Origin of the sequence: Paenarthrobacter sp. CCNWLY172, from assembly GCF_037402035.1 — a bacterium.
Taxonomy (GTDB): Bacteria; Actinomycetota; Actinomycetes; order Actinomycetales; family Micrococcaceae; genus Arthrobacter.
Genome location: NZ_JBBEGB010000006.1, coordinates 182537 through 207215 on the forward strand (window position 1 = coordinate 182537; position 24679 = coordinate 207215).

The 24679-nt window shown below is 62.7% G+C and carries 21 protein-coding genes; 5 read left to right on the forward strand and 16 right to left on the reverse strand.

The window, feature by feature from the left end; all coding sequences use genetic code 11:
• Positions 1–38 precede the first annotated feature (38 nt).
• The 11 genes from WBN73_RS11430 to WBN73_RS11480 form a co-directional block, all read right to left on the reverse strand.
• On the reverse strand, positions 39–434 hold the full coding sequence (locus WBN73_RS11430; RefSeq protein ID WP_017200957.1) for an FKBP-type peptidyl-prolyl cis-trans isomerase: 396 nt from the start codon (positions 432–434) through the stop codon (positions 39–41).
• Positions 435–520: 86 nt separating this feature from the next.
• Positions 521–1447: an FKBP-type peptidyl-prolyl cis-trans isomerase gene (locus WBN73_RS11435; protein ID WP_337340304.1), complete on the reverse strand. Its 927-nt coding sequence runs from the start codon at positions 1445–1447 to the stop codon at positions 521–523.
• A 111-nt stretch (positions 1448–1558) separates the two neighbouring features.
• On the reverse strand, positions 1559–2923 hold the full coding sequence (pafA, locus tag WBN73_RS11440) for a Pup--protein ligase (protein WP_337340305.1): 1365 nt from the start codon (positions 2921–2923) through the stop codon (positions 1559–1561).
• Between the two features lies 1 nt (position 2924).
• The gene (gene prcA / locus WBN73_RS11445; RefSeq protein ID WP_207593582.1) at positions 2925–3632 is read right to left on the reverse strand and encodes a proteasome subunit alpha; all 708 of its coding nucleotides are present in this window, start codon (positions 3630–3632) and stop codon (positions 2925–2927) included.
• A gap of 1 nt (position 3633) precedes the next feature.
• Positions 3634–4443, reverse strand: coding sequence for a proteasome subunit beta (prcB, locus tag WBN73_RS11450; protein WP_207593581.1), 810 nt, complete (start codon positions 4441–4443; stop codon positions 3634–3636).
• Between the two features lie 79 nt (positions 4444–4522).
• The gene (locus WBN73_RS11455) at positions 4523–4726 is read right to left on the reverse strand and encodes a ubiquitin-like protein Pup (protein ID WP_026540702.1); all 204 of its coding nucleotides are present in this window, start codon (positions 4724–4726) and stop codon (positions 4523–4525) included.
• A gap of 119 nt (positions 4727–4845) precedes the next feature.
• Complete coding sequence (gene dop, locus WBN73_RS11460) at positions 4846–6465, reverse strand: depupylase/deamidase Dop (RefSeq protein WP_337340372.1); 1620 nt, start codon at positions 6463–6465, stop codon at positions 4846–4848.
• Between the two features lie 50 nt (positions 6466–6515).
• Positions 6516–8324 carry a proteasome ATPase gene (gene arc, locus WBN73_RS11465; protein ID WP_207593580.1) on the reverse strand — a complete coding sequence of 603 codons (1809 nt, stop codon included), beginning with the start codon at positions 8322–8324 and terminating at the stop codon, positions 6516–6518.
• Between the two features lie 97 nt (positions 8325–8421).
• Entirely contained in the window at positions 8422–9501 is a 1080-nt protein-coding gene (locus WBN73_RS11470) for a tRNA (adenine-N1)-methyltransferase (protein ID WP_278251927.1), read from the reverse strand.
• Positions 9502–9616: 115 nt separating this feature from the next.
• Positions 9617–10780, reverse strand: coding sequence for a site-2 protease family protein (locus WBN73_RS11475; protein ID WP_207593579.1), 1164 nt, complete (start codon positions 10778–10780; stop codon positions 9617–9619).
• On the reverse strand, positions 10781–11500 hold the full coding sequence (locus WBN73_RS11480) for an HAD family hydrolase (RefSeq protein WP_207593578.1): 720 nt from the start codon (positions 11498–11500) through the stop codon (positions 10781–10783).
• 123 nt (positions 11501–11623) lie between these two features.
• On the opposite strand from WBN73_RS11480, the gene WBN73_RS11485 reads away from it, so the two are divergent.
• Positions 11624–12529 carry a PAC2 family protein gene (locus tag WBN73_RS11485; RefSeq protein ID WP_207593577.1) on the forward strand — a complete coding sequence of 302 codons (906 nt, stop codon included), beginning with the start codon at positions 11624–11626 and terminating at the stop codon, positions 12527–12529.
• A 99-nt stretch (positions 12530–12628) separates the two neighbouring features.
• On the opposite strand, the gene mshC is transcribed toward WBN73_RS11485, so the two are convergent.
• Both mshC and WBN73_RS11495 read right to left on the reverse strand, forming a co-directional pair.
• Positions 12629–13906 (reverse strand): cysteine--1-D-myo-inosityl 2-amino-2-deoxy-alpha-D-glucopyranoside ligase, encoded by a 1278-nt coding sequence (mshC, locus tag WBN73_RS11490; RefSeq protein WP_207593576.1) that lies wholly within the window; start codon positions 13904–13906, stop codon positions 12629–12631.
• A gap of 15 nt (positions 13907–13921) precedes the next feature.
• The gene (locus WBN73_RS11495; RefSeq protein WP_207593575.1) at positions 13922–14755 is read right to left on the reverse strand and encodes an undecaprenyl-diphosphate phosphatase; all 834 of its coding nucleotides are present in this window, start codon (positions 14753–14755) and stop codon (positions 13922–13924) included.
• Positions 14756–14807: 52 nt separating this feature from the next.
• Here WBN73_RS11495 and WBN73_RS11500 point away from each other — a divergent pair, with 52 nt between their 5' ends.
• Positions 14808–15740 carry an aldo/keto reductase gene (locus WBN73_RS11500; protein WP_337340306.1) on the forward strand — a complete coding sequence of 311 codons (933 nt, stop codon included), beginning with the start codon at positions 14808–14810 and terminating at the stop codon, positions 15738–15740.
• Between the two features lie 6 nt (positions 15741–15746).
• Here WBN73_RS11500 and rfbA read toward each other — a convergent pair whose 3' ends face one another.
• Entirely contained in the window at positions 15747–16613 is an 867-nt protein-coding gene (rfbA, locus tag WBN73_RS11505; protein WP_207593573.1) for a glucose-1-phosphate thymidylyltransferase RfbA, read from the reverse strand.
• Positions 16614–16666: 53 nt separating this feature from the next.
• Between rfbA and rfbB the strand changes: the two genes are divergently transcribed.
• The 3 genes from rfbB to WBN73_RS11520 all read left to right on the forward strand — a co-directional run bounded on the left by rfbB (position 16667) and on the right by WBN73_RS11520 (position 22074).
• Positions 16667–17665 carry a dTDP-glucose 4,6-dehydratase gene (gene rfbB, locus WBN73_RS11510; RefSeq protein ID WP_337340307.1) on the forward strand — a complete coding sequence of 333 codons (999 nt, stop codon included), beginning with the start codon at positions 16667–16669 and terminating at the stop codon, positions 17663–17665.
• A 3-nt stretch (positions 17666–17668) separates the two neighbouring features.
• Entirely contained in the window at positions 17669–19078 is a 1410-nt protein-coding gene (locus WBN73_RS11515; protein ID WP_337340308.1) for a bifunctional dTDP-4-dehydrorhamnose 3,5-epimerase family protein/NAD(P)-dependent oxidoreductase, read from the forward strand.
• A gap of 251 nt (positions 19079–19329) precedes the next feature.
• Complete coding sequence (locus WBN73_RS11520; RefSeq protein ID WP_337340309.1) at positions 19330–22074, forward strand: WecB/TagA/CpsF family glycosyltransferase; 2745 nt, start codon at positions 19330–19332, stop codon at positions 22072–22074.
• Here WBN73_RS11520 and WBN73_RS11525 read toward each other — a convergent pair whose 3' ends face one another.
• Complete coding sequence (locus WBN73_RS11525) at positions 22075–23415, reverse strand: hypothetical protein (protein WP_337340310.1); 1341 nt, start codon at positions 23413–23415, stop codon at positions 22075–22077.
• Between the two features lie 20 nt (positions 23416–23435).
• A complete protein-coding gene (epsE, locus tag WBN73_RS11530; protein WP_207593570.1) occupies positions 23436–24671 on the reverse strand; it encodes an exopolysaccharide biosynthesis GT4 family glycosyltransferase EpsE in 1236 nt (411 codons plus the stop codon).
• Positions 24672–24679: the final 8 nt, after the last annotated feature.

Genomic DNA, 24679 nt, shown 5'->3' on the forward strand with positions numbered 1-24679 from the left:
AAAACCGGAAAGTAACGCGCCTTGCCCTGAGAGGTGTCCTAGCGGACGGCCACGAGGTCTACAACGAAGATCAGTGCTTCGTTGGGCTTGATGGCTCCACCGGCGCCACGGGAACCGTAGGCGAGCTCCGAAGGAATCTCCAGGCGGCGGCGGCCGCCGACCTTCATGCCCAGCAGGCCCTGGTCCCAGCCCTGGATGACCTGGCCGACGCCAACGCGGAAGTCCAGCGGAGCGCCGCGGCCCCAGGAAGCGTCGAATTCTTCGCCGGTGGACCAGGCGACGCCAACGTAGTGGGTGGAGACGGTGTCGCCGGCTTTGGCTTCGGGACCGGTGCCCTCAATGAGGTCCGTGATCACGAGGTCGGTGGGGACATCGCCCTCAGGGAAGTCGATTTCAGGCTTGGTGCGGTCAAAGTCACGCTGACCAAATGACATGGTTGCTCCTTGGTGTGGGGGTCGGATTGGTGTCAGGAACCAGCCTAAGCCAGTGCCCGGCAGTCTTGTCGACGTTTCGGTGGTGGTTACTTGACGCCGAGGATGTCGACGACGAATACGAGGTCGCCCTTGGCTTCGCCCTGGCCGGTTTCACCGTAGGCCAGGTCCTGCGGGATGACCAGCAGCACGCGCGAGCCGACGGTCTTGCCTTCAAGGCCCTGCGTCCAGCCCTTGATGACGCCGGTGAGGGGGAAGCTGGTGGGCTCTCCCCGGTCGAAGCTCGAATCGAACTTGGTGCCGCCTACGAGGTTTACACCGACGTAGTTGACGGTCAGGGTGTCAGTGGCCTTGACGGCAGCTCCGGAGCCCTTGATCAGGTCCTGGGCGATGAGTTCCTTGGGCGCGGCGACGCCATCCACGGAAATCTGCGGAATGCCCTTGTCGTCTTCCTTCACGCTGGGCAGGCCGGCCGGAGGAGTCACTGTTTCACCTTCGGGCTTCTCCAGGACCGGAGCGGCGTCCTTGGCGGACACGATCTTGAAGACCACCAGCTGTGTGCCGGCAGGGGTGTCACCCGAGGAATTGCCGGGGGCGGCGATGGCAACGTGGCTGCCGACCTTGGCGCCGATAATGGCGTTGTAGATCAGTTCATTGCTGGACTTGATCTGATCCGTCAGATCGATCGGCTGGGGGCCGTTCGCGTAGCCGTCCTCGAGGGTCTTGCCATCGTTGCCGTCCACGGCGACGTAGGCCAGTTCAGCCGTCTGCCCCGCCTTCACGCGGGCTCCATCGCCTTCGCTGACGACGTCAACCGTGGGCTCAGCCACAGTGAGGGGCTTGGAGAATTCAATGCCCGGCGCTTTGTCGTTGCCGTTGTCCGTTACCTTGACGGAGTCGAGCTTGGAGACGTCGCCTACGGACTTGCTGGTGGGCTCGGCCGCCGGCGTGCTCTCGCCGCCACAGGCGGTGATGAGCAAAAGGGCGGGCAGGAGGATTGCTAGGAGTCGGCGCACAAAAAGACACTTTCGTCGGGGCAAGGGACACTCGGAAGGGCGCTTTGCGCCTCCAAGCAGGTTGGGTCCCGTAAAGAGACCACTATCCAGAATAGCCCGTGAAGCTGGGAGTCAGCTCATAGAGTCCAGGAGCGCATCCACCCGCTCGTCGACGCTCCGGAACGGGTCCTTGCAGAGGATTGTCTGGTGGGCGCGGTCGTTCAGCTTCAGGTGGACCCAATCCACGGTGTAGTCACGTCCAAGCTCCTGGGCCCGGCGGACAAAGTCTCCACGCAGTTTCGCCCGCGTTGTTTGCGGCGGTGCGTCCACGGCGTCTTTGACCTCTGTTTCCGTGACCAACCGACGTGCTGCCCCCCGCGCCTGCAGCAGGAAGAAGATGCCGCGTTGCCGCGAGATGTCGTGGTAAGTGAGGTCAAGTTGGGCGATTCGTGGAGAGTCCAGGCTGAGTTCGTGCCGGTGCATGTACCCGTCCATCAACTTCTTCTTGATGGCCCAGTCCACCTCGGTATCAATGGTGGACGTGTCACCGCTTTCGATGGCGTCCAGCGTGCGCTTCCAGAGGTCCAGGATCAGCGGTACATGGGGATTGTGCGCCCCGTTGGTGGCGACAAATTCGGTGACTTTGGTGAGGTATTCGCGCTGGATATCGAGGGCGGTGAGCTGCCTGCCGTTGGCAAGCCTGACCAGGGCGCGGCCTGTCAGGTCATGGGAGATTTCGCGGATGCTGCGGATGGGGTTCTCCATGCGCATGTCGCGCATGATGACGCCCGACTCGATCATGCGGAGGATCAGGTCCACTGTTCCCACTTTGAGCAGTGCCGTGGTTTCGGACATATTGCTGTCCCCCACGATCACATGGAGGCGGCGGTAGAACTCGGCATCGGCATGGGGCTCGTCGCGGGTATTGATGATGGGGCGGGACCTGGTGGTTGCTGAGGACACGCCCTCCCAAATGTGGTCCGCCCGTTGGGAGAACGCGAAGGTGGCCCCATGGGGTGTTTTGAGGACCTTGCCTGCACCGGCGATCAGCTGGCGCGTCACCAGGAAGGGAATGAGGATTTCAGCAAGGCGGGAAAATTCGCCGCGGCGCGGGATCAGATAGTTCTCGTGGCTGCCGTAGGAGTTTCCCGCGGAGTCGGTGTTGTTCTTAAAGAGGTAAACAGTGCCATTGAAGCCCTCTGCCGCCAGCCTTGCCTGGGCCTCATCCACGAGGTCGTCCAGGATGAGTTCGCCCGCCCTGTCATGGGCAATCAGCTGTGCGAGGTCGTCGCACTCGGCCGTGGCATACTCCGGATGCGAACCCACATCCAGGTACAGCCGCGAGCCATTGGTCAGGAACACATTGGACGAACGGCCCCAACTGACCACCTTGCGGAAGAGGTAGCGGGCTACTTCTTCGGGAGCCAAGGGCCGTGAATCCGGGCTGGAATAAGAGATCCCGAATTCCGTTTCGATGCCAAATATTCTCTTGTCCATCTCAAGCCTCCTCTGTGAGCAACCGGGTCATGTCCTCCGGCAAAAGCCTCCGGAACGCCCTCCGGGAACCGCGGTGGCTTTCGGATGCGCGGTACAGCACTGCAGCTTCGACGGCGGTGGCCGGCAGGGCATCGGCGTCCTTGTCCGTGGACAGGGCGCGCAGGGCCAAGCGCATGGCGCCGGACAGGGTGAGCTCAGGATCCCAGGCGCCGCTGACGACGTCTGAAATTTGCTCGGCGAGTCCACCCATGACCACGAAGCCGTTCTCGTCGGCGATGGAGCCATCAAACGTCAGCCGGTAGAGGTGGTCCTGCTCCTGCGTCAAGCCGACCTCGGCTACGGCGAGTTCCACTTCGAAGGGTTTCTGTTCAGCCGTGAACACGGCACCGAGGCTCTGGGCATACACGCTGGCCAGTCCGCGGGCGGTGACGTCCTCGCGATCGTAGGAATAGCCCCGGACATCGGCGTAGCGGACGCCGGCCTGCCGGAGACTTTCGAACTCGTTGTACTTGCCTACAGCCGCGAACGCGATTTTGTCGTAGATTTCACCAATTTTATGCAAGGACGGCGAGGGGTTCTCTGCGATCAGCGCGATGCCGTCGGCGCAACTGATTACCACTACTGACCGGCCGCGTGCGATTCCTTTCCGCGCGAAGTCCGCACGGTCCTTCATGAGTTGCTCAGGAGAGACGTAGAACTGCTGGGTCATCTCAGGCCTCCCGTCCGGCGATGGCGCGGGATTCGACGATGGCGCCCGCTATGGCCGCCAAATCCCGTTCCGGAACACGGCGGGTCCCGGCGCGGTTGACGGTGTAGACCACGGGCCACAACTGGCGGACTGGATCGGGGCCGCCGGTAGCGGAATCGTCGTCGGCGGCGTCGTAGAGGGCCTCAACGGCCACCGCAACGGCGGCTTCCTCGGAGAGGTTCGGCTTCCACAATTTCTTCAGGGCTCCGCGGGCAAACACTGAACCTGAACCCACCGAGTGGTGTTCCTGCTCTTCATAGCGGCCACCGGTGACGTCGTAGGAGAACAGCCTGCCCACGCCGGAGACGTGGTCAAACCCTGCAAACAGGGGAATGACCGCCATTCCCTGCATGGCCATTGGCAGGTTTCCACGGATCATGGCGCCAAGGCGGTTCGCCTTGCCCACGAGGCTGAGCAAAGTGCCCTCGATCTTCTCGTAATGCTCCAGTTCAACCTGGAAAAGACGGGTGATGTCGATGGCCAGGCCAGCCGTTCCGGCAATACCCAAGACGGAGTACTCATCCGCAGGGAACACTTTCTCGATGTGCCTGCTGGCGATGACATTGCCCATGGTGGCGCGACGGTCCCCCGCCATCAGCACGCCGCCCGGATACGTCAAGGCAACGATCGTGGTGGCGTGCGGTGAGGACGGGACAGTGCCGGCCGGTAAGGACTGATTGAACGGGAGGAGTTCGGGACGCGAGCGTTGGAGATGCTCCGTGAAAGAAGATGTTGCCTGGGTGGCCAGGGGGCCGGTTGATGGGTCCTGCATTGCTGCACTCCTTCGACTCTGCGTTCCGATGCCCGGCGGCCTCACGCCTGCCGGGCAGTACATCCTGTAGCGGGTCCGCTTACTGGCCACCCTTTTGGACAAACGCCCTGACGAATTCCTCAGCGTTGGATTCGAGAACGCCGTCGATTTCGTCGAGAAGGTCATCCACGCCCTGCGTTGCGTCCGAAGCCTGTGCCGCAGGTGCTGCGGGCGGGGCCTCAGGGACATCCACCTCAGTTTCGGTGTCCCGTGACTGTGGTTGTTGCTGCTCCTGTGCTGCCATTTTCTTTCTCCCTACTGTCAGTCTCCTGATGACGGAGACTTCCTACTGCCATATTGCCACGCTGCGGGCTGCTGCGTACGGCTTTGACCAGGCCCGGATCTTCCCGTGGCGGAGCGCCGTCAGCTCTTCGCCGGGGGTACATTCCGGCCCATCAACTCAGACAGGAAGGCGCCTGCATCCTGATGGCGCTCAAACAGCGCTCCGGTCAACGCCTCCGTGCCCCGGAGGGGTTCGCGGGTGGGGACCCGCTGCAGCTTGCCCAACCCGGGGACATCGAAAATAACCGAGTCCCAGCTTGCCCCAACCACGTCCTTGCCGAACTTCGAAACACAACGGCCGCGGAAGTATGCGCGGGTGTCCGACGGCGGTTCGGTCACCGCCCGGGCGATGTCGGCGTCGTCGACGATCCTCAGCATGCGGTCCTTGGACAGCAGCCTGTAGTAAAGACCCTTTTCCGGCCTGATATCGGACCACTGAAGATCAACCAGCCCCAGCCGGGCGTCATCCCAGGACAGTCCGTCGCGCTTCCGGTACCCTTCCAGGAGCGACCTCTTGGCAACCCATTCAACAGAGGATGCGGCGGCATCGAGGTCGCTGCCCAGCGTTGTCAACGTTGATTCCCACCGCGTCAAGACACCATGGGTGTGGCCGTCTCCGGTCACGGAATCCGCCACTCCCGTTTCCTGGGAAAGTTTTGCTGCCGCCTCGTAGAACATCCACTGGATATCCAGGGCAGTCACCCTCCGGCCGTCAAGCAACCTCACTGTCGCCGTCAGCGTTGTGTCATGGCTGACGGACTGAAGTGCCTGGACGGGTTCGTGGACCTCGATCCTGGGCGCCTGGCCGGCCTCGATAAGGCTCAGGACCATGGCAGTGGTGCCGAATTTGAGGTAGTTCGAGGCCTGGCTGAGGTTGGCGTCGCCAATGATGACGTGAAGGCGGCGGTACTTGTCAGCTGTTGCGTGCGGCTCATCCCGGGTGTTGATGATGGGGCGCCGGATGGTTGTTTCCAGCCCCACCTCTGCTTCGAAGAAGTCGGCGCGTTGGCTGATCTGGTAACCGGGGGTCGAACTGTCCTGCCCCAGTCCAACGCGTCCGGCCCCACACATGACCTGGCGGGACACAAAGAACGGTGTCAGGCCGCGAATGATGTCGCCGAAGGGAACCGAACGGGGCATGAGGTAGTTTTCATGCGAACCATAGGACACTGACTTGTTGTCCGTGTTGTTTTTGTAGAGGTTGATGGGAGGCAGGCCGGCATCGGCCGCCACCTTCCGGACCGTGGCCAACGCAACCAAGTCCCCAGCCGCATCCCACGCAACAACATCCCGGGGGTTGGTGACCTCAGGGCTCGAATACTCGGGGTGCGCATGGTCCACATAAAGGCGTGCACCGTTACCCAGGACCATGTTCATCAGCAAGGAACCGGACTCATCCGCGCCGTCAAGTTCCAACTCCTGGCGGCCATAGGCCAACGCGACTGCCTCGGCGTCGAGCACTGGTGGCTGGTCCGTCAGCTGGCTGGGGTCCGCCGCTGCCCGGTCCACGGTCCAGCCGCGGGCATCGTGCAACGGTTCCTCGTCGGTGTAGTCCCAGCGTGTTTCCGCTCCCCCGGCTGCCCGTTGCCGGGTGACTGCGGCATACGCCTGGATGATCCTCGCGGACATCATGGTGGCGTTCGCCCCGGGAGCCGATGGTGCATGGATGCCGTATTCAGTTTCGGAGCCCATGACGCGCATGGCACCGCCGGCGGGCAACTTCTCAGCGGGCGTACCTTCGGGTCTTGCTGTCACAGGTACTGGCCCGTGTTGGCAGTGGTTTCAATGGACTTGCCCGGTTCCTGGCCGGCTTTGCCCTGGACGATGGTGCGGATGTAGGTAATCCGTTCGCCCTTCTTGCCCGAGATCCGTGCCCAGTCGTCCGGGTTGGTGGTGTTGGGCATATCCTCGTGCTCACGGAACTCGTCCACCACGGCCCGCAGAAGGTGCTCGATGCGGAGTCCCTTTTGATTGTTGGTCAGGAGGTCCTTGATGGCGTACTTCTTCGCGCGGTCCACCACATTCTGCACCACTGCACCGGAGTTGAAGTCCTTGAAGTACAGCATCTCGGTGTCGCCGTTGGCGTAGGTCACCTCAAGGTACTCGTTGGACTTCTCCGTTGAATACATGGCTTCCACGGTGCGCTGGACCATGGCATCGACGGTGGCCTGGACGTCGCCCCCATATTCGGCCAGGTCCTGCGCGTGGAAGGGCAGGTCGGTGGTGATGTACTTCGCGAAAATGTCAGCCGCTGCCTCGGCGTCGGGACGCTGTATCTTGACCTTCACGTCAAGGCGGCCCGGCCTGAGGATGGCGGGATCGATCATGTCCTCGCGGTTGGAGGCACCAATGACAATCACATTGTCCAAGCGTTCCACGCCATCGATCTCACTGAGCAGCTGCGGAACAATGGTGGTCTCCACATCCGAGGAAACGCCGGTGCCGCGGGTCCGGAACAGCGAGTCCATTTCATCGAAGAAAACAACGACCGGGCTGCCATCGGACGCCTTTTCCCGTGCGCGGGAGAAGATCAACCTGATGTGCCGCTCAGTCTCGCCCACGTATTTGTCCAGCAATTCCGGACCCTTGATGTTCAGGAAGTAGCTCTTCAGGTCGGTGTTGCCGGCACGTTCCGCCGCACGCGCTGCCAGTGAATTCGCCACGGCTTTGGCGATGAGGGTTTTGCCGCAACCCGGAGGGCCGTAGAGGAGAATGCCTTTGGGGGCTTTCAGCCCGTGCTCACGGTAGAGGTCCGGGTGCAGGAACGGCAACTCCACGGCGTCGCGGATCTGTTCGATCTGGGGGCCGAGGCCACCGATGTCCTGATAGGTGATATCCGGGACTTCTTCGAGGACGAGGTTCTCCACTTCGGCCCGCGGCACCTTCTCAAGGGCGTAACCGGTGCGGGAATCCAATGACAGGGCGTCGCCGACCTTCAAGTGAACACTTTGCAGTGCGCCCGAAAGCCGGACCACCCGTTCCTCGTCGGCCCGGCCCACCACCAGTGCGCGGTCCTTGCCGAGCATTTCCTTGAGCGTCACCAGTTCGCCGGCGCGTTCGTAGCCGAGGCCGGCCACCACCAGCAATGCCTCGTTCAGGAGGACTTCCTGGCCCACTGCGAGCTGGTTCACATTGACCAGTGGGCTGACGCCCACCCGCATTTTCCGGCCGGAATTGAAGATGTCCACGGACTCTTCGGTGGCGGCCTGGCTGGAACTGCCGGCAGCCGGTTGCTTCCGCGGATTGATCTGCACCACGGTTCCGAAGCTGTAGGGGGGTTGGCCCTCCTGCTCCAGCGCGCCCTTCAACCGGAGGATCTCGGCCTTCGCGGTCTCCAGCATGCCCACGAGCTTGCTGTTGTTCTGGGTAGCGGCTGCCAACTGGCGGTCAATGTGGCGAAGCTTGTCCCGGAGGATATTGATTTGCCGTTCGGCGACGGTCAGATCACTCGAGGGCTCGGGCGGTTGGACAGCCGAAAGCCCCCGGCTTGCTGCTTCTTCCGCTGCGGCGTGTGCTTCCTCCGGCGTTGGCCGTCCAAGGTCGTTGTTTGACGTATCCACGATTCATCAGCCCCTTCCTGCGCTTAACAAGACCTTAGTCCCGAAAAGCTCAGGGTGCTGGGTGACATTCGGAATGCGGACCCTATTGTGACCTTTGTCAGTTTGTGACTGCGGGATCGTCCTGGACGTTGGTGCCGGCGATGGCGTCACGGGCAGCCCGGCGGAGTTTCTTGTCGGATACTGACCGCTCCCCCACTGCGCCAGGGGTCCACGCGTTGAGGTCCTCTTCGCTGAACTCCGTCTTGGACGGGCGGCGCTTGACGGAAATTCCGGTGACACCGTCGGCGAGGCGGCGGGTCACCAGGAGGAAGCCGGTGTGGGCCACCATGCGGTGATCCGGACGGACAGCAAGGCCCTCGAGGTGCCAACCGCGGACCATCGATTCCCAAGCGTCAGGCTCGGTAAAGCGTCCGTCAGCACGGATGGCCTCGGCCGTACGGGACAACTGGGTGACGGTTGCCACGTAGTTGATCCAGACACCACCAGGCGCCAGGACGGTGGCCACGGCATCAAGGCACTCCCACGGAGCGAGCATGTCCAGGACCACACGGTCCACGGAGCCTGGAGCTTCAGCCTTGACCACTTCTTCCTGGAAGTCGCCCAGGGAGATCTGCCATGCCGGGTGCGGTCCACCGAAAATGGTCTCCACGTTGCCACGGGCGATGTCGGCGAATTCCTCGCGACGCTCAAACGAGTGGAGGTAACCACCGTCACCCACGGCGCGCAGCAGGGAGATGGACAGGGCGCCGGAGCCGACGCCGGCTTCAACGACGCGTGCGCCCGGGAAGATGTCGGCCATGGTGACAATCTGGCCCGCGTCCTTCGGGTAGACCACAGCGGCGCCGCGGGGCATGGACAGGACGAAGTCGGAGAGCAGGGGACGCAGCGTCTGGTACTGCTGGCCAACGTTGTTGCTGACCACGGAGCCATCCACTTTGCCGATGATTTCGTCGTGGTTCAGGAAGCCGCGGTGGGTGTGGAAAGCACCACCAACCTCCAGGGTGATGGTGTTCATGCGGCCGCGCTCGTCAGTGAGCTGGACCCGCTCACCGACGCGGAAAGGGCCGCGGCGGCGGGCAGCGCCCGTCGGCTGCACGGCCTGGCCGGTCATCGCCTGGCTCGCGGATGCCTCGTCGATGCCGGCGTTTGCTTCGGGGGCGGCGGTTTCGCTGCTCATGTACTGTTCCTCGCTCCTGTACGGCTTGGCCGCAACATCGTGCTGGCGGATGGGCGCCAAAAATCAATGGGTTCTTCGGTAAAACCGCCGGCATGCAACTCTACCGGCAAGGATGTCAGGGGCGCCCGCTCCTGCGGGCTTCCTTGCCTGTTATGGCCGTCACAACTGCCTGCTGGCGCAGAAGCCCTGTCACGATTCCGTTGTGGTCCACCACAGCGTATTCGCCGCCCTCCAGCCGTGCCAAGTACTGGATCAGCTCCTGGCCTTTGGACCATTCCGGGACGTACGCCCCGGCGCCGAGGGCGTGGGCCACTGCGGTGACCGGCGTCGTCGCAGTCGACTGGGGAGGCACTGCGGCCGCTGCGCCGAAGTCCACTACGCCCTGCGGCTTGCCATCCGGTCCACAGATCACGACGGCGGGACTTCCGGACGGTGATATGTCCAGGACGTCGGCCACGGTGGCTGAGTTCGGTACGCCCACGGCGCGCTCTGCCAGGCCCGCGGCGCTCACCAGGTAAAGGCGGCTGCGGAGCTTCGCGTGGTGAATTGAACTGGAAGCACCCATCCACAAGAATCCGCAGACGAGGACAGTGATCAGGATGAGGTTGATGTCCAGGGGTGAACCGCTGAGGAGCGGCAGGCCGATGAACCAGATGACCAAGGCGGCAACGATTATGCGGCCGGACCAGCCGGCGGCGATGGTGCCTTTGTCCTGGCTGCCCGTTGCTTTCCACACAGCCGATTCCACCAAACGCCCGCCATCCAGGGGAAGGCCGGGGAGGACATTGAAGAGGCCGATGAGGAGGTTGGCCCACATCAGGATGTTGGCCAGGATGTCGGATACGCCGCTGAGGACGCCAGTAGAGAGTACGGCCCACATCCCGGCCGCCAAGACGAAGTTGGAGGCAGGGCCGGCCAGGGCGACCACTACTGAACGTCCGGGCGAAGCCGTGAAGTTCTCGAATTGGGTGTGGCCACCCCAGAGGTTCAGCACAATCTTCTCCGTGGGCCAGTTGAACACTTTGGCGCTCAAGGCGTGCGCCAGCTCATGGACCAAGACAGAGACGGCCAGCAGCAAGGCGTATCCCAAGGCAACGAAGTAGGCTCCGATGCCGAGATCCGGCATCCGTACCAGGAGCGCGGGTCCGTACACGATGACCGTGAAGCCGGCGATCACGAACCACGAGTAGGCGAGAAAGACAGGTATGCCGGCAATCCTTCCGAGGGGTATGCCGTCCTTCTTACTGGTTGCATGATGCGGGGTGGAGGAGCTTGTCACCTAGTTGGCCCCTTCGAGGAGGTTTGCTGCCTGAAAGCGGTCAACGACCAATTGCTGGACATCGGATGAGGTCCTGCCCACCAAGGTGTCCCACATGACCATCCGGTGATCCTCGGGCAGCGGTACCTGATGCGGAATACCCACGGTGATCACGCCCGAAGCGATGGCCGCGGTTGCGCCCGGAACGGAATCCTCCAAGGCGACGCAATGATGAATGGTGAGGGACGGGTCGTCCAGCCGGAGCCGTTCAACGGCCGTAAGGTACGCCTCGGGGTGCGGTTTTCCGTTGGCGACGGTATCCCCGGTAACCATGAACTCGAAGTAGGGCTTGGGCAGGCTTTCCACTACAACGCCGGCCAGCGGGCCCTCGGACATCGTCACCAGGGCGCAGCGGATGCCGGCCTGCTGGAGCTCATCCAACAGTTCGCGCGCACCGGGGCGCCACGGAACTTCCTTGCGGATCTGCTCAATGACCTGGGCGCTGAGGGTATCCACGATCTTGCGGGCTTCAAGCCCAACTCCGGCGGCTTGCAGGACAGCAGCAGAATGCAGCAAAGACTGCCCCACCAACTGCATGGCTTGCTGGTGCGACCAGCTGCCTCCATGTGCCTCAACCAGCGCGCGCTCGGCAGCGATCCAGTAGGGTTCGGTGTCCACGAGTGTGCCATCCATATCCCAGAGCACGGCTTTGAGGTGGGGCTGGCTGGGTGAGGAATGCATGGTTTCCAGTCTACGTGGAACCTGGCCAAGGGCTGTCCGTGCTTTGCGCTGTGGGCGAATCGGTGACACGCATTGACATCAAATGCCATGCATCCACGAGGGTCTTGGACGTAGGGTGAGTGGATGAACAGTGTGGACGGGACCCCCGAAGGACAGGACATCACCGCGGAGCCCGAGCGTTTCCTCAAGGAACCCGCGGAAGGCCAGCGTGTCACCGTAATGCTCGCCGCGTTTGAGGGCTGGAATGATGCCGGTGAGGCGGCCAGCGATGCGCTGCACTATTTGAACAAGCTGTGGGATGGCAAGAAGGTTGCCACTGTAGATGCCGAGGAATACTACGACTTCCAGTTCACACGGCCCACCGTGAGGCGAACTTCTTCCGGTGCCCGCAAGGTCAAATGGCCATCAACCCGGATCTACAAGGCATCAGTACCGGACAGCAACGTGGACGTGGTTTTCGTCCTTGGAACGGAACCTTCGTACCGTTGGCGTGCCTACACCACGGAATTGCTGGTCCATGCCGAAGCACTCAAGGTTGACTCCGTGGTCCTGATTGGCGCATTGCTGGCTGACGTGCCCCACAGCCGTCCCATTCCGGTGAGCACCACCACCGAGGACAGCTCATTGCGGGAGCGGCTTAATCTTGAGGCTTCCCAGTACGAGGGGCCGGTAGGCATCGTCGGTGTGCTTGCTGAATTTGCCATGCTTGCGGGCCTGCCGACTGTCTCCCTGTGGGCAGCAGTCCCCCACTACGTGGCCCAGCCACCCTCTCCCAAAGCCCAGCTCGCCATTCTGCACAAGGTCGAGGATCTGCTGCAGGTTCCGTTGGACAGTCTGGCCTTGGCTGAAGAATCGGAAGCCTGGGAGCGCGGAGTGGACGAACTCGCTACCGAGGACCCGGAAATTGCCGCGTATGTACGTCAACTGGAGGAGGCCAAAGACACGGCCGATCTTCCGGAAGCGTCCGGGGAGTCCATTGCCCGCGAATTCGAGCGGTACCTCAAGCGGCGCGGTAAGGACCGACCCTGACCCCTGCTGCCGTCATAAACCGGCAACGGCCCCGACGAAGCGTCGGGGCCGTTGCTGCTTCCTACGGGTTTTGGGCGTGTTTCTGCGGACTTTGCGGCCTCAGAGTTCAACGCCCAGCAGCGCATTAATGGCGTCAGATATCACGGCACGGTCCTGCTCGGATGCCGGAGCATTGCCCCGCAGGGTGTCTTCTGCCCATCGATCGATTGCGGAGATGGCACCGGGAGCGTTGAGGTCGTTGGCCAGCTCCTTGCGCATCGCGGCCACCAGTGGTCCCGCCGAACCGGCCTGGGCATGCTCCGCTGCTTCACGCCACTGCGCCAGCCGCTTCTTGGCTGCCGCAAACTCCTCATCGGTCCAGGACCAGTCCGAACGGTAGTGGTTGGCCAGAATCGCCAGGCGGATGGCCGGCGGTTCTTCTCCAGCCGCGCGGAGCTTGGAGACAAGAACAAGGTTGCCCTTGGACTTGCTCATCTTTTCTCCGTCCAGACCCACCATGCCTGCGTGCGAATAGTGCCGTGCCAACGGCACTCCGGACAGAGAGTAAGCATGGCCTGCTCCCATTTCGTGGTGCGGGAACACGAGGTCCGAGCCTCCGCCCTGGACGGTAAAGGGTGCCGGAAGATACTTCTGTGCAATGACCGTGCATTCGATGTGCCACCCGGGCCGGCCGTCTCCGAGGGTTCCGCCAGGCCAACGCGGTTCGCCTTCACGGGCCACGCGCCAGAGCAGCGGATCAAGTGCGTGGCGTTTTCCAGCCCTTGCGGGATCTCCGCCGCGTTCGGCGAACAGCGACAGCATCTCTGTTTCGCCGAGTCCCGACACATCCCCCAGTGTCCAGGCGTCTGTCGCGTCCGAGCGCTTGCCGGCCATTTCGACGTCGTAATAGACATCGCCGTCAGGCTCACCGTCAGAACCAGGAACGCGGTAGGCAACGCCGTCGGCAATGAGGCGCTCGATGGCGGGAACGATGTCCGGGATGGCCTCAACGGCGCCGATGTAGTGATTGGGTGCAAGGACATTAAGTGCGTCCATGTCGGTCTGGAAAAGCTCGATCTGGCTCTGGGCCAGTTCGCGCCAGTCCACTCCCGTGGCGGTGGCGCGCTCCAGCAGGGGGTCATCGATATCCGTGACATTTTGGACATAGGAGACGCGGAGGCCAGCGTCTCGCCAAGCCCGGTTCAATAGGTCGAAGGCCACGTAGCTTGCCGCGTGACCCATGTGTGTCGCGTCGTATGGCGTGATGCCGCAGACATACATGGACTGTTCCGGTTGCCGTTCAACCTCCACTACGCGGCCTAGGGCTGTGTCGAACAGCCGTAATTGCGGCATGCTGCCGGGCAGCTCAGGAACAGGGCGGGAGGTCCACGATTTCACGGTTCAACCTTAGTGCTAGGCGCTGATGACATTGAAATACAGCAAGACATACAAGGCCAGGCCCAAGAGGATCCGATACCAGACGAACAGCCGGTAACTGCGGGTGGAGACGAACTTCAGGAACCAGCCAATAATGATGTAGCCCACCACGAAAGCAATGACCGTAGCCATCGCAGTCTCCGCCAGACCGTACGGACCGGCCAGACCATCGTTCGAAACCGTCTTGTACAACTGGTACAGGCCACTGCCGAATACGGCGGGGATGGCCAGCAGGAACGAATACCTGGCAGCGGCTTCACGGGTGTAGCCCATGAGCAGTCCGGCGGTGATGGTTCCACCGGAGCGGGAGACACCCGGAATCAAGGCCATGGCCTGGGCGAACCCGTACAGGATGCCGTGCTTGTACGTCAGTTGTGTGAGATCCCTCTCCTGCCGCCCGATCGCGTCCGCAACAGCCAGGATCATGCCGAAAACGATCAGCATGGTGGCGACGATCCACATGCTGCGCAACACCGACTCGATCTGGTCCTGGAACAGCAGGCCCAGGACGATGATCGGGAGGCTGCCCAGAATGACCAGCCAGCCCATACGGGCATCGGGATTGCTGCGTTCCACTTTGCCGATGAGGGACCCGAACCAGGCACGGACGATCCTCACGATGTCGCGCCAGAAGTAGACGATGACGGCGGTTTCGGTTCCCAACTGCGTGATGGCAGTAAACGCGGCGCCGGGATCGGAAGCATTCGGGAGGAATGAGCCGACGATCCGCAGGTGTGCGCTCGAGGAGATCGGGAGGAATTCGGTGAGGCCCTGCACCAGGCCCAGCAAGGCTGCTTCTATCCAGTTCACGTGAATAGACCCTACGTCATGAAGACTGGGAACTCCCCGTAAGCTAGCAGCTATGCAGCAGCGTTATGTCGGGAACAGTGGGTTCCGCGTGTCCTCCTTGTCCCTTGGAACCATGTCCTGGGCACAGGAGACCGATGAGCAGGACGCTGCCGAAGTCCTCCACGCATTTGTCGCTGCCGGCGGCACCGTGGTTGATACGGCGGCCTCCTACGCCCATGGGCAGGCCGAGGCCATGCTGGGTTCCATGTTGGGCGACGTCGTGGCCCGCTCCGAACTGGTCATCTCCACCAAAGCCGGCGTGTCGTCGTCGGACTCACGGCGCAGCATTAATGCTTCACGCGGCGCCATGCTGTCCGCGCTCGATGCCAGCCTCGCACGGTTGGGAACCGACTACATCGACATCTGGTTCGCCCACGAATGGGACCCGAACGTGCCCCTCGATGAGACCCTTTCAGCGCTGGAACTTGCCCAGAGGACCGGACGTGCCCGGTATGTGGGAATTTCCAACTACAACGGCTGGCAGACCGCCAAAGCCGCTGCTGTGGCAGGATTCACCCTGGTGGCCAACCAGTCGGAGTATTCCCTGGTCCAGCGCAAGGCCGAAGAGGAACTGATCCCTGCCGTGGAGGACGCCGGATTGGGCCTGATGGCGTGGGCGCCCTTGGGCAGGGGTGTCCTCAGCGGCAAATACCGTGGCCAGATTCCAGCGGATTCCCGTGCTGCGCAGAACCGGCTGGCTGCCTATATTGAGCCGTACCTGGAACCGAGGGCTTCCCGTGTGGTGGAAGCGGTGGCCATGGCTGCCCGCGGGCTGGGTCGCACCCCTATGGATGTCTCCCTGAGTTGGCTGCTCTCCCGTCCCGGCGTGGCAACGGCAATCGTCGGGCCGAGGAACGCCGTCCAGCTCAAGGAACTGCTGGACGCGCAATTGACGGTTTTGCCTGCGGAGATAGGACGTGCCCTGGAGGACGTTTCTGCCCAATAAGCCGGTCTATTGCCGGTCCAGGATGTCCAGCAAATAGCTGCCGTACCCGCTCTTGGCCAGCTTTGCCGCCTGCTGTCGGAGTCCGTCGTCGTCCAGGTAGCCCATCCGCCAGGCAACTTCTTCAGGGGCGCCGATCTTTAAGCCCTGTCGGTTCTCAGTGGTGCGAACGTAATTCGAAGCATCGTTCAGGTCGCTGAAGGTTCCCGTATCCAACCATGCGGTGCCGCGGGGGAACTTCTGTACGTGCAACCGGCCGAGGTCCATGTACATCCTGTTGATGTCCGTGATCTCCAGTTCCCCGCGCGGGGAGGGTTTGAGGTCCTTGGCCATGGCAACTACGGAATTGTCGTAAAAGTACAAGCCGGGGACGGCGTAATTGCTTTTGGGCATGGACGGCTTCTCTTCAATGGATACCGCCAGGCCGTCGTCGTCGAACTCCACCACCCCGTAGGCGGACGGGTCCTTGACCCAATATCCGAAGATGGCACCGCCGTCGACATCCACGTAGTGGCGTAACTGGTTGCCCATGCCGGGTCCATTAAAAATGTTGTCCCCGAGGATGAGGGCCACTTTGCCGGTCCCGATGTGCCGCTCCCCCAGGATGAACGCCTGGGCCAACCCGTCCGGCGTCGGCTGTTCTGCGTACGTCAGGTTGATGCCGAACTGTGAACCATCGCCCAGGAGCCGCTGGAACTGGGTGGCGTCGCCGGGGGTGGTGATGATGAGGACATCGCGGATACCGGCGAGCATCAGTGTGCACAACGGGTAATAGATCATGGGCTTGTCGAACACGGGGACCAGCTGTTTACTGATTCCGAGCGTGATGGGATGGAGCCTGGAACCCGTTCCACCTGCAAGAATAATTCCTCGCAAACCTGCCGTCCTCACCTGTGCCCTGTCCCGCCGCGGACGGCTACTCTAGGGCCATGCAGAGAATCCTTGTCACCGGCGGGGCCGGATTCATCGGATGCAACTTTGTCCACTACATCATGGGGCACACCGGCTTCCATGTCACGGTCCTGGATAAATTGACCTATGCAGGCAATATCGAATCACTTGCCGGGTTGCCGCCTGAACGCTTCGAATTTGTCCAGGGTGACATTTGTGATGCCGCAGTGGTGGATGCGCTGACTGCCGCCGCGGATGCCGTGGTGCACTTCGCCGCCGAGTCCCACAATGACAACTCCCTGGAAGAGCCCCGGCCTTTCCTCGACACCAACCTGCTGGGAACATTCACCCTGATCGAAGCCGCGCGAAAGCATGGCACCCGGTTCCATCACATCTCCACGGACGAGGTGTACGGCGACCTTGCCCTGGATGAACCGGGCCGGTTCACCGAAGAATCCGTTTACCGGCCCACCAGCCCCTACTCCGCCACGAAAGCCGGCTCGGACCTGCTGGTGCGGGCATGGGTCAGGTCCTTCGGCCTCAAGGCGACCATCAGCAATTGCTCCAACAACTACGGTCCCTACCAGCACGTTGAGAAGTTCATCCCCCGGCAGATCACCAACATCCTGGAAGGCACGCGGCCGCGCCTCTACGGCAATGGCCGCAACGTGCGCGATTGGATTCACGTCGAAGACCATTCCTCGGCAGTGGTGGCCATTCTTGAGGGCGGCCGCGTGGGCGAAACCTACCTGATTGGAGCCGACGGAGAACGGTCCAACAAGGAGGTGGTGGAAAAGCTGCTGTCCCTCGCCAACCAGCCCAGTGACGCCTACGATCTGGTGACCGACCGTCCAGGCCATGACCTGCGCTACGCCATCGATTCAAGCAAGCTCCGCCGGGAACTTGGGTGGTCGCCCCGGTTTTCGGATTTCGACGGCGGCCTGGCTGCCACCGTTCAGTGGTACCGGGACAACGAAGCCTGGTGGCGGCCCCAGAAAGCCTCAACGGAATCCAAATACGCCGGCCAGGGCCACTAAGCCGTGGAGCCGGTACAGCAGTTGCGTTCACGCACCACGCCGATCCCAGGGCTGGTGCTTTTCGAATTGCCGGTTCACGGGGATGACCGTGGATGGTTCAAGGAAAACTGGCATCGCAAGAAGATGCTGGACCTGGGGCTCCCGGACTTCGGGCCGGTGCAAAACAACATCTCCTTCAACGCTGCGCGCGGAACCACCCGGGGAATCCATGCCGAACCGTGGGACAAGTTCATTTCGGTTGCCGCAGGGAGGATCTTCGGCGCATGGGTGGACCTGCGCGAAGGGCCCGGCTTCGGCACCATGTTCTGCGCGGAAATGACGGCCAAGGACGCGGTGTACGTTCCCCGTGGTGTTGGAAACGCCTTCCAGACCCTGGCAGACGACACGGCCTACACGTACTTGGTTAATGACCACTGGAGTGCTGAGGCGCAGAAGGACTACACCTTCCTCAATGCAGCCGACGACCACGTAGCCGTTCCCTGGCCCATTCCGTTGGACCGTGCTGTTCTGTCGACCCAGGACAAGAGCCATCCACGCTTGCCGGACGTAAAGCCCATGCAGCCACGGCGAACGCTGGTCCTCGGAGCGGACGGGCAGCTGGGCAAGGCCCTGCGGGGGGAGTATGCCGGGGATGCCAGCGTGGACTTCGCCGGCCGGGCAGACTTCGATCTCACATCGTGGGAATCGTATGCGGCACGGGACTGGCGGAAGTACTCCACCATCATCAATGCGGCGGCTTTTACGGGTGTTGACGCCGCCGAAACCGCAGAGGGCCGCGCGGCTGCCTGGGCCATCAACGCAACTGCAGTGGCCCGCTTGGCGAGCACCGCCGTCGAGCATTCACTGACGCTGGTTCATGTTTCCAGCGACTACGTCTTCGACGGAACTGCCGACGTTCACCGGGAGGACGAGAACCCGACGCCCCTGGGGGTCTACGGCCAGAGCAAAGCAGCTGGAGAGACAGCCGTGGCGACGGTCCCGCGGCACTACATCGTGCGGACCAGTTGGGTAGTAGGTGAAGGTCGAAACTTTGTTCGAACCATGGCTGCCCTGGCCGCCCAAGGAGTTTCGCCGTCCGTGGTTGATGACCAATGGGGCAGGCTGAGCTTCGCCGTCGACGTCGCTGCTGCCATCCGTCACCTGGTGGACCATCGGGCCCCGTACGGCACGTACAACGTCAGCAACAGCGGCGAGCGGGCATCCTGGGCCGGCGTAGCCCGGGATGTGTTCCGGCACTGCGGGGCCGATCCCGTCCGGGTGAACCCCGTCAGCACTGCGGACTATGCCAAGCCTGGTACCGCGCCGCGCCCCCGCAGCAGCGTCCTGGACCTGTCGAAGATCCGGGCTGCCGGATTTGACCCGGCTCCAGCGCCCGTGCGCCTGGCGGAGTATTTGGACGGCCTGGAACCCTAGCGGCGTCCGGAAAAAGGGCCTACAGTGGCCGTACGGCAGCCCGCCTGAGGCAGGCCGGGAGACAACTCAAGTGAACACGTTGGAAGGGCAGCCTTGGCTGTCCGCGGCGATCCAGGCAGTGCAGCAGCATGGATCGCCGGCTCAATTGTTGTGTCCTGAGCTGGACCCGGAAGCCTGGAGAGCCGAGCATGCTGCTGCCGAAGATCGCGCCCCGACAAAGCGCACTCCCCCACCCTTCATCAGGCCCGGAGATGAACGGCAGCGCACTGCTGCTGACTCCCCACCGACGCCGGTCCAGGGCGGCCTCCAGCCGGGGCGCCGCCACGACCGTCCACGCCGGCCCGGGTCGCCCCGCGACAGACCAGCCCAGCGCAGGGCAGTCGGTAAACCTGGGCGGTGCCCTGGTGAACCTGATGGACTTCGAGCAGGCCGTGGAGCTCATCATGGACCGCGCACAGTCCGGCGGTGCGAAGCCTTTGGGCGTCTGTTCGGCAAATCTGGACCACCTCCGTCATTTCGGTTCGGGGAGCCGGTGGAACGGCACGTTGGACCAACCTTCACCAGTGGAATGGCTGACTTTGCTGGACGGTGCGCCGTTGGTGGCCGAAGCGGCCAGGGTCACGGGCCGGGCCTGGCCACGGCTGGCCGGCAGTGATGTGGTGGAACCCTTGCTGGACGAGGCCGAGCGCCTGGGTCTTCGCGTGGGTTTTCTGGGTGGAAGCCCGCAGGCGCAGGAACTCATCCGGAAGAGGTTTGCCCGGGAACGTCCCGGTTTGACGGTGGCGGGCTGGTGGGCCCCAGAGCGTCCCGTGCTTGTCGATGTGAACGCCTCCAGGCTCTTGGCGGCGGAAATCGCCGGCGCTGCCGTGGACGTCCTGGTGGTGGGTTTGGGAAAGCCCAGGCAGGAGCTCTGGATCGCCGAATATGGGCAGTTGGCGGGAGCCAAGGTCATGCTGGCCTTTGGTGCGGTTGTTGATTTCCTCGCCGGCAGGATCAGGCGCGCTCCGGTGTGGGTGAGCACCCGTGGACTGGAATGGGCGTGGCGGCTGATGCTGGAACCGCGACGGTTGGCCCGGCGGTACCTGGTGGACGGCCCAGAGGCATACATGACGTTGCGGCGTCAGAGTGCCGCAGACCCGTCCGATCCGCTAACCGTATTTGGGGCGGCGGTGCCCTTCAACGCCGTTGAATCCGTCCCGGAGTGCGGGCCCAGCCGTGCTCCGGGACAGTTCGTCGCGGGTGACGTCAAAGCCAACGTCGCCGTGATCGTGGTGACCTATGACAATGCAGATGACGTGGGGCCGTTGGTAGCGGGACTCCGGGCGGAGACCGCCGGACAAACCATCAGGGTTGTTGTGGCTGATAACTCCCCCGACGACAAGACCATGGCCGAATTGGCCCGGTTTCCGGATGTCCTGGCGATACGCACGGGTGGGAATCTTGGCTATGCCGGCGGAATCAATGCTGCCATGCGGGTGGCTGGTGACGCGGACGCCTATCTCATCCTCAACCCGGACCTGCGGGTGGAGCCGGGGGCGATCGCGGCCATGCGGCGACGGATGGCAGTGTCAGGGGCAGGCATGGTGGTGCCGGTCCTGCTGGACGACGACGGCAGCGTTTATCCATCACTGAGGTGGGAGCCGGGGGTCCTGCGAGCGCTGGGTGACGCGGCTTTGGGCGGGCACCTTCAGGGCAGGCCGGGTTGGTTGTCTGAGATGGACTTTGATCCGGAGAGTTACGTGTATGCGCACCGGGTTGATTGGGCGACGGGTGCGGCGCTCTTGATCAGCGCGGCTGCTGTGAGTGAGGTGGGCAGCTGGGATGAGCAGTTCTTCCTGTACTCCGAGGAGACAGACTTTTGCCGACGGGTACGAGCCGCGGGCCTTTCCATCTGGTTTGAGCCCTTGGCGCGGATGTGGCATGAACGTGGGGGGTCGGGTACATCGCCACAGTTGACCGCGCTGATGTCCGTGAACCGTTTGCGCTATGCGGCTAAGTATCACGGCCGGGGCACTGTGGCAGCGCTCACTGCCGTGGTCATGGCTGCGGAGCTTGTCCGGCTCCATAAGCCGGGGCATCGTCAGGCTGCCCTTGCCGTGGTTGACCGCAGGCGGTGGGATGCGCTGCCGCACGCTACCCGCGGAGAGCTTTCCAAGGTGACGGGCGCGGTGCCACCATCGGGCGCTGTGATCATCCCGGCACACAATGAAGAAGCGGTCATTGCCAGGACTCTGGAATCGTTGCAGGGTGTCATGGCCTGGGGCAGTGTTGAGGTCATTGTTGCGTGCAATGGCTGTACGGATGGTACGGAGGCCATCGCGTCCGGGTTTGAAGACGTGCGGGTCCTGCGAGTGGATGCTGCTTCCAAGACCTCGGCGTTGAACGCCGCAGACAAGGCTGCGGTGCGTTGGCCCCGTCTTTATCTTGATGCGGACATTGAAGTCAGTGCGGATGCCGTCCATGCGGTCCTGAAGGCTCTTTCGGACGGCCCGTTGCTGGCGGCCCGTCCGGCGTTCCGCTACAACACTGATGGTGCCTCTGCATTGGTTAGGTCCTATTACCGGGCGAGGGGCCGGATTCCTTCCACCGCGCAGGGCCTTTGGGGTGCGGGGGTCTATGCGCTCAGTAAGGCCGGGCACGATCGGCTCGGAGTCTTTCCATCGCTGACAGGTGATGACTATTACGTTGACCGGCTCTTCAGCGGAGAGGAGAAAGCCGTGCTGCCTACTGAGCCTGTGGTGGTTCGGACGCCTCGGACCTGGGTCGCCTTGCTGGCTGTTCTTCGTCGGAGCTATCGCGGCAATGCGCAGCAGGACAGGATGGGGGCGGAAGCTGCAACGTCACGGACTGTCCGGGAATTGTTGTCCTCCGTGAGAGGGCCATTCTCCGCCGTTGACGCAGCTGTTTATGCCGCCTTCGCCGCTGGTGGTCGCCGTCGTCCGCTCCGGGGAGGAGAGCCTGCATTTGCCTGGGAGCGGGACGACAGCAGCCGTTAGTCAAAAGCCGCAGCTTCCCCCGCCTTCCATGCGGTAGAGGTGAACGGCGTTTCCGTCAGCGAATGTGTCCGTGAAGGTGCCGTCCACCACCGGAATAGTCCGGTTTTCGTCAAGTACGACGGCGGTACTGCCGCCACACCGGACCTTGAAGCTGGCCTCGCCGCCCGCCTTCTTGTTCGCTCCGGCGAAGACGTAGGCCTTTCCGTCATGGAGTTTGGTGGTGAAGTCTACGGGCCCGGTTGCTGTGGTGGCATTGTCGAGGAACGGTGCGTTGAGAACCGGAGCAAGACCCGTGATTTGCCTGTTCACGGCGGTGAGGGTGGGAACGATATCCTTCCCACAGTCCCTGATGACGTGCTGGGTGAGGCATTCCCCGCCAAAGTTGTGGTTGAAATAGATGATCCCCCGGGCGCCGTGAATGAGGCTGCTCCACACGGCGGCGCGGAGTTCGGGACCGGTAATGGTGGAGGTATTGGGGACGTCGCCGGATGGATGACCGTTCTCTACGAACGCCCAGACGGGAATTCTGGTGGCCGGGTCCTGCAGATTCCTTAGCCTGTCAATGGTCCAGCCGTAGTTGGCAGCCAGCCGGCATTCCTCCTTTGTCAGGTCCCTTGTGTAGCCTACGATGGCGCCGCCCTCGCCTTGGCCGCAAATGTTGGGATCGGTGAACCAGTAGTTATCTGCGGACACCACATCCTGAAGGCCTGCGAAGAATTCGCGAGCTTCCTCGTCCGATTCCCAGAAGGTTACGCCCTTGCCATAGTTGGAGTAGAGCAGTGCACCTTGTGGGGCCACCGCCCGGCGGTCCTTCTGGATGGTGTACCCGCACGGAGTTCCCTCGGGGGAACAGGGAGGGCCCTCGCCGGGATAATTGCCCGTCCAAGTCGCATTTCCGGGGCCTGCCCACATGTCCACCTCGTCGCTCAGGGTGAATCCGGCCGCGGCTTCATGGACGAAGGCGGGCAGGGCGTACATTCCCGAATCGTGGATCAGTTGGACGTCTGAGTTGGCGGTCAATTCCACATAGGTGTTGAGTCCCGCCGCGGCGTCCATAGCGACATTCCCCTTGTCGAGGACACTTTCCAGCCACACTCCAATAGGAAAGAAAGTGGGCTCGGCCGGGAGACTGTTCCTGAACCTGGCATAGTAGTCCGCTCCCCCGTCAACAGTCCGGAGGGTGACCGCCGTCGTGTTCGGTCCAGTTGCGGCCCCAGTTGCGGGTTGCGACACCGGCTCCCGCTGTCCGGCAGTCGGTGCCAGCCCGTTGGCTGCTGCCACGCCAATCAATGCCACGGCGAGCGCAGCGCCGGTCCACAGTCCCACGGTTTTTGCACTCACGGTATCTCCTGGTGTTTTTGTCAGTTCGGACAAGACATGAGTTCGGACAGGGCAGAAGCGCTTTGGCGAACGTCAAAAGTGGATTCGAGCCTGATTCTGCCGTGGGCGCCCATCTCGGCGGCTTGGGCCGGGTTTCGCAGAATGTCGACCATTGCGGTGGCCAGCTTTGCCGGTTCTCGAGGTTGCACCAGGAGGCCGCTGTGGCCCTCTGTGACGAGTTGGGGAACTCCGCCGGCAGCGGTAGCGACTACCGGGACACCCATGGCCATGGCTTCCATGATGGCGACTCCCAGTGGTTCCTGGAGACTGGCCAGGGCAAAGAGGTGTGTCCGCTCCAGTTCCACGCGGACCCGGTCTTCGGGGATTGCGCCGAGCAGTGTCACGCGGCGTGTCAGTCCCAAGTCGGTAATGGCTTGTTGCAGGACCGTTCGGTAGCCCCTGCCGCCGTGTTCGTCTTCACCTGCGATGGTCAGGGCGGCATCCACCCCGGAGTCAACAACTCTCCGCAGGGCTCTGAGTAAGTCCATGTGACCCTTGCTGGGATTGAGCCGTCCGCAGCTGAAGATTTGGGCCTGGGTGCCTTGGGTCCATGGCTTGTAGGGGGTGAGGCGGGTGAACGCGGAGAGTTCGACGCCCATGGGGGCAACCTTCACGGTGGTGGGCAGGCTCCCGTTGAGGTGCTCCTGTGCTTCGGCAAGGAGTTGTTCTGTGATGATGATGGCAAACTCGGCGTTGCGCCATTTTTCGCTTTGGTTTGGTCCATAGTCGCTGAGGGGGCCGTGGAGGGTCAGGCTGTAGGGAATGCCTGAGAGTACGTGGGCGAAGAGCGCAACCTGGGCTGCGTCTGCGCAGGAGTGGACGTGGATGTGAGTCCACCCTCTGGTTCGTGCATGCCTGGCCAGCGCGGCTCCGGCCAGGAACAGGGCGGCCTTCCGTGGAAGGTCTTGGATCAGTTTCCTTGGAGGGAGGGGACTGCCTTTCAGGCCGGAGGCTGCTCGAAGCTCATCAAGGTGCCGCAGTCCGGAGAGCGCGGTCAAGGCAGTACCTGCAATCTGTGGCGCGTCCGGTGGTACGAGGTAGTGGATTTCCGGTATACGCCCGTGCGTCCATGTAGGTATGGGGCCGGACTGTCCTGGATGGCGTGTGGAGACTGGTTCTGGCTGGTGTCCGAGCTCAGTCAGTGCTTTCAGTTCACGCCAGAAGAAGGCATGTGTTTGACCGGGGAATTCCGGCACCAGGTACCCAAACCGGTTCATGGCCGCAC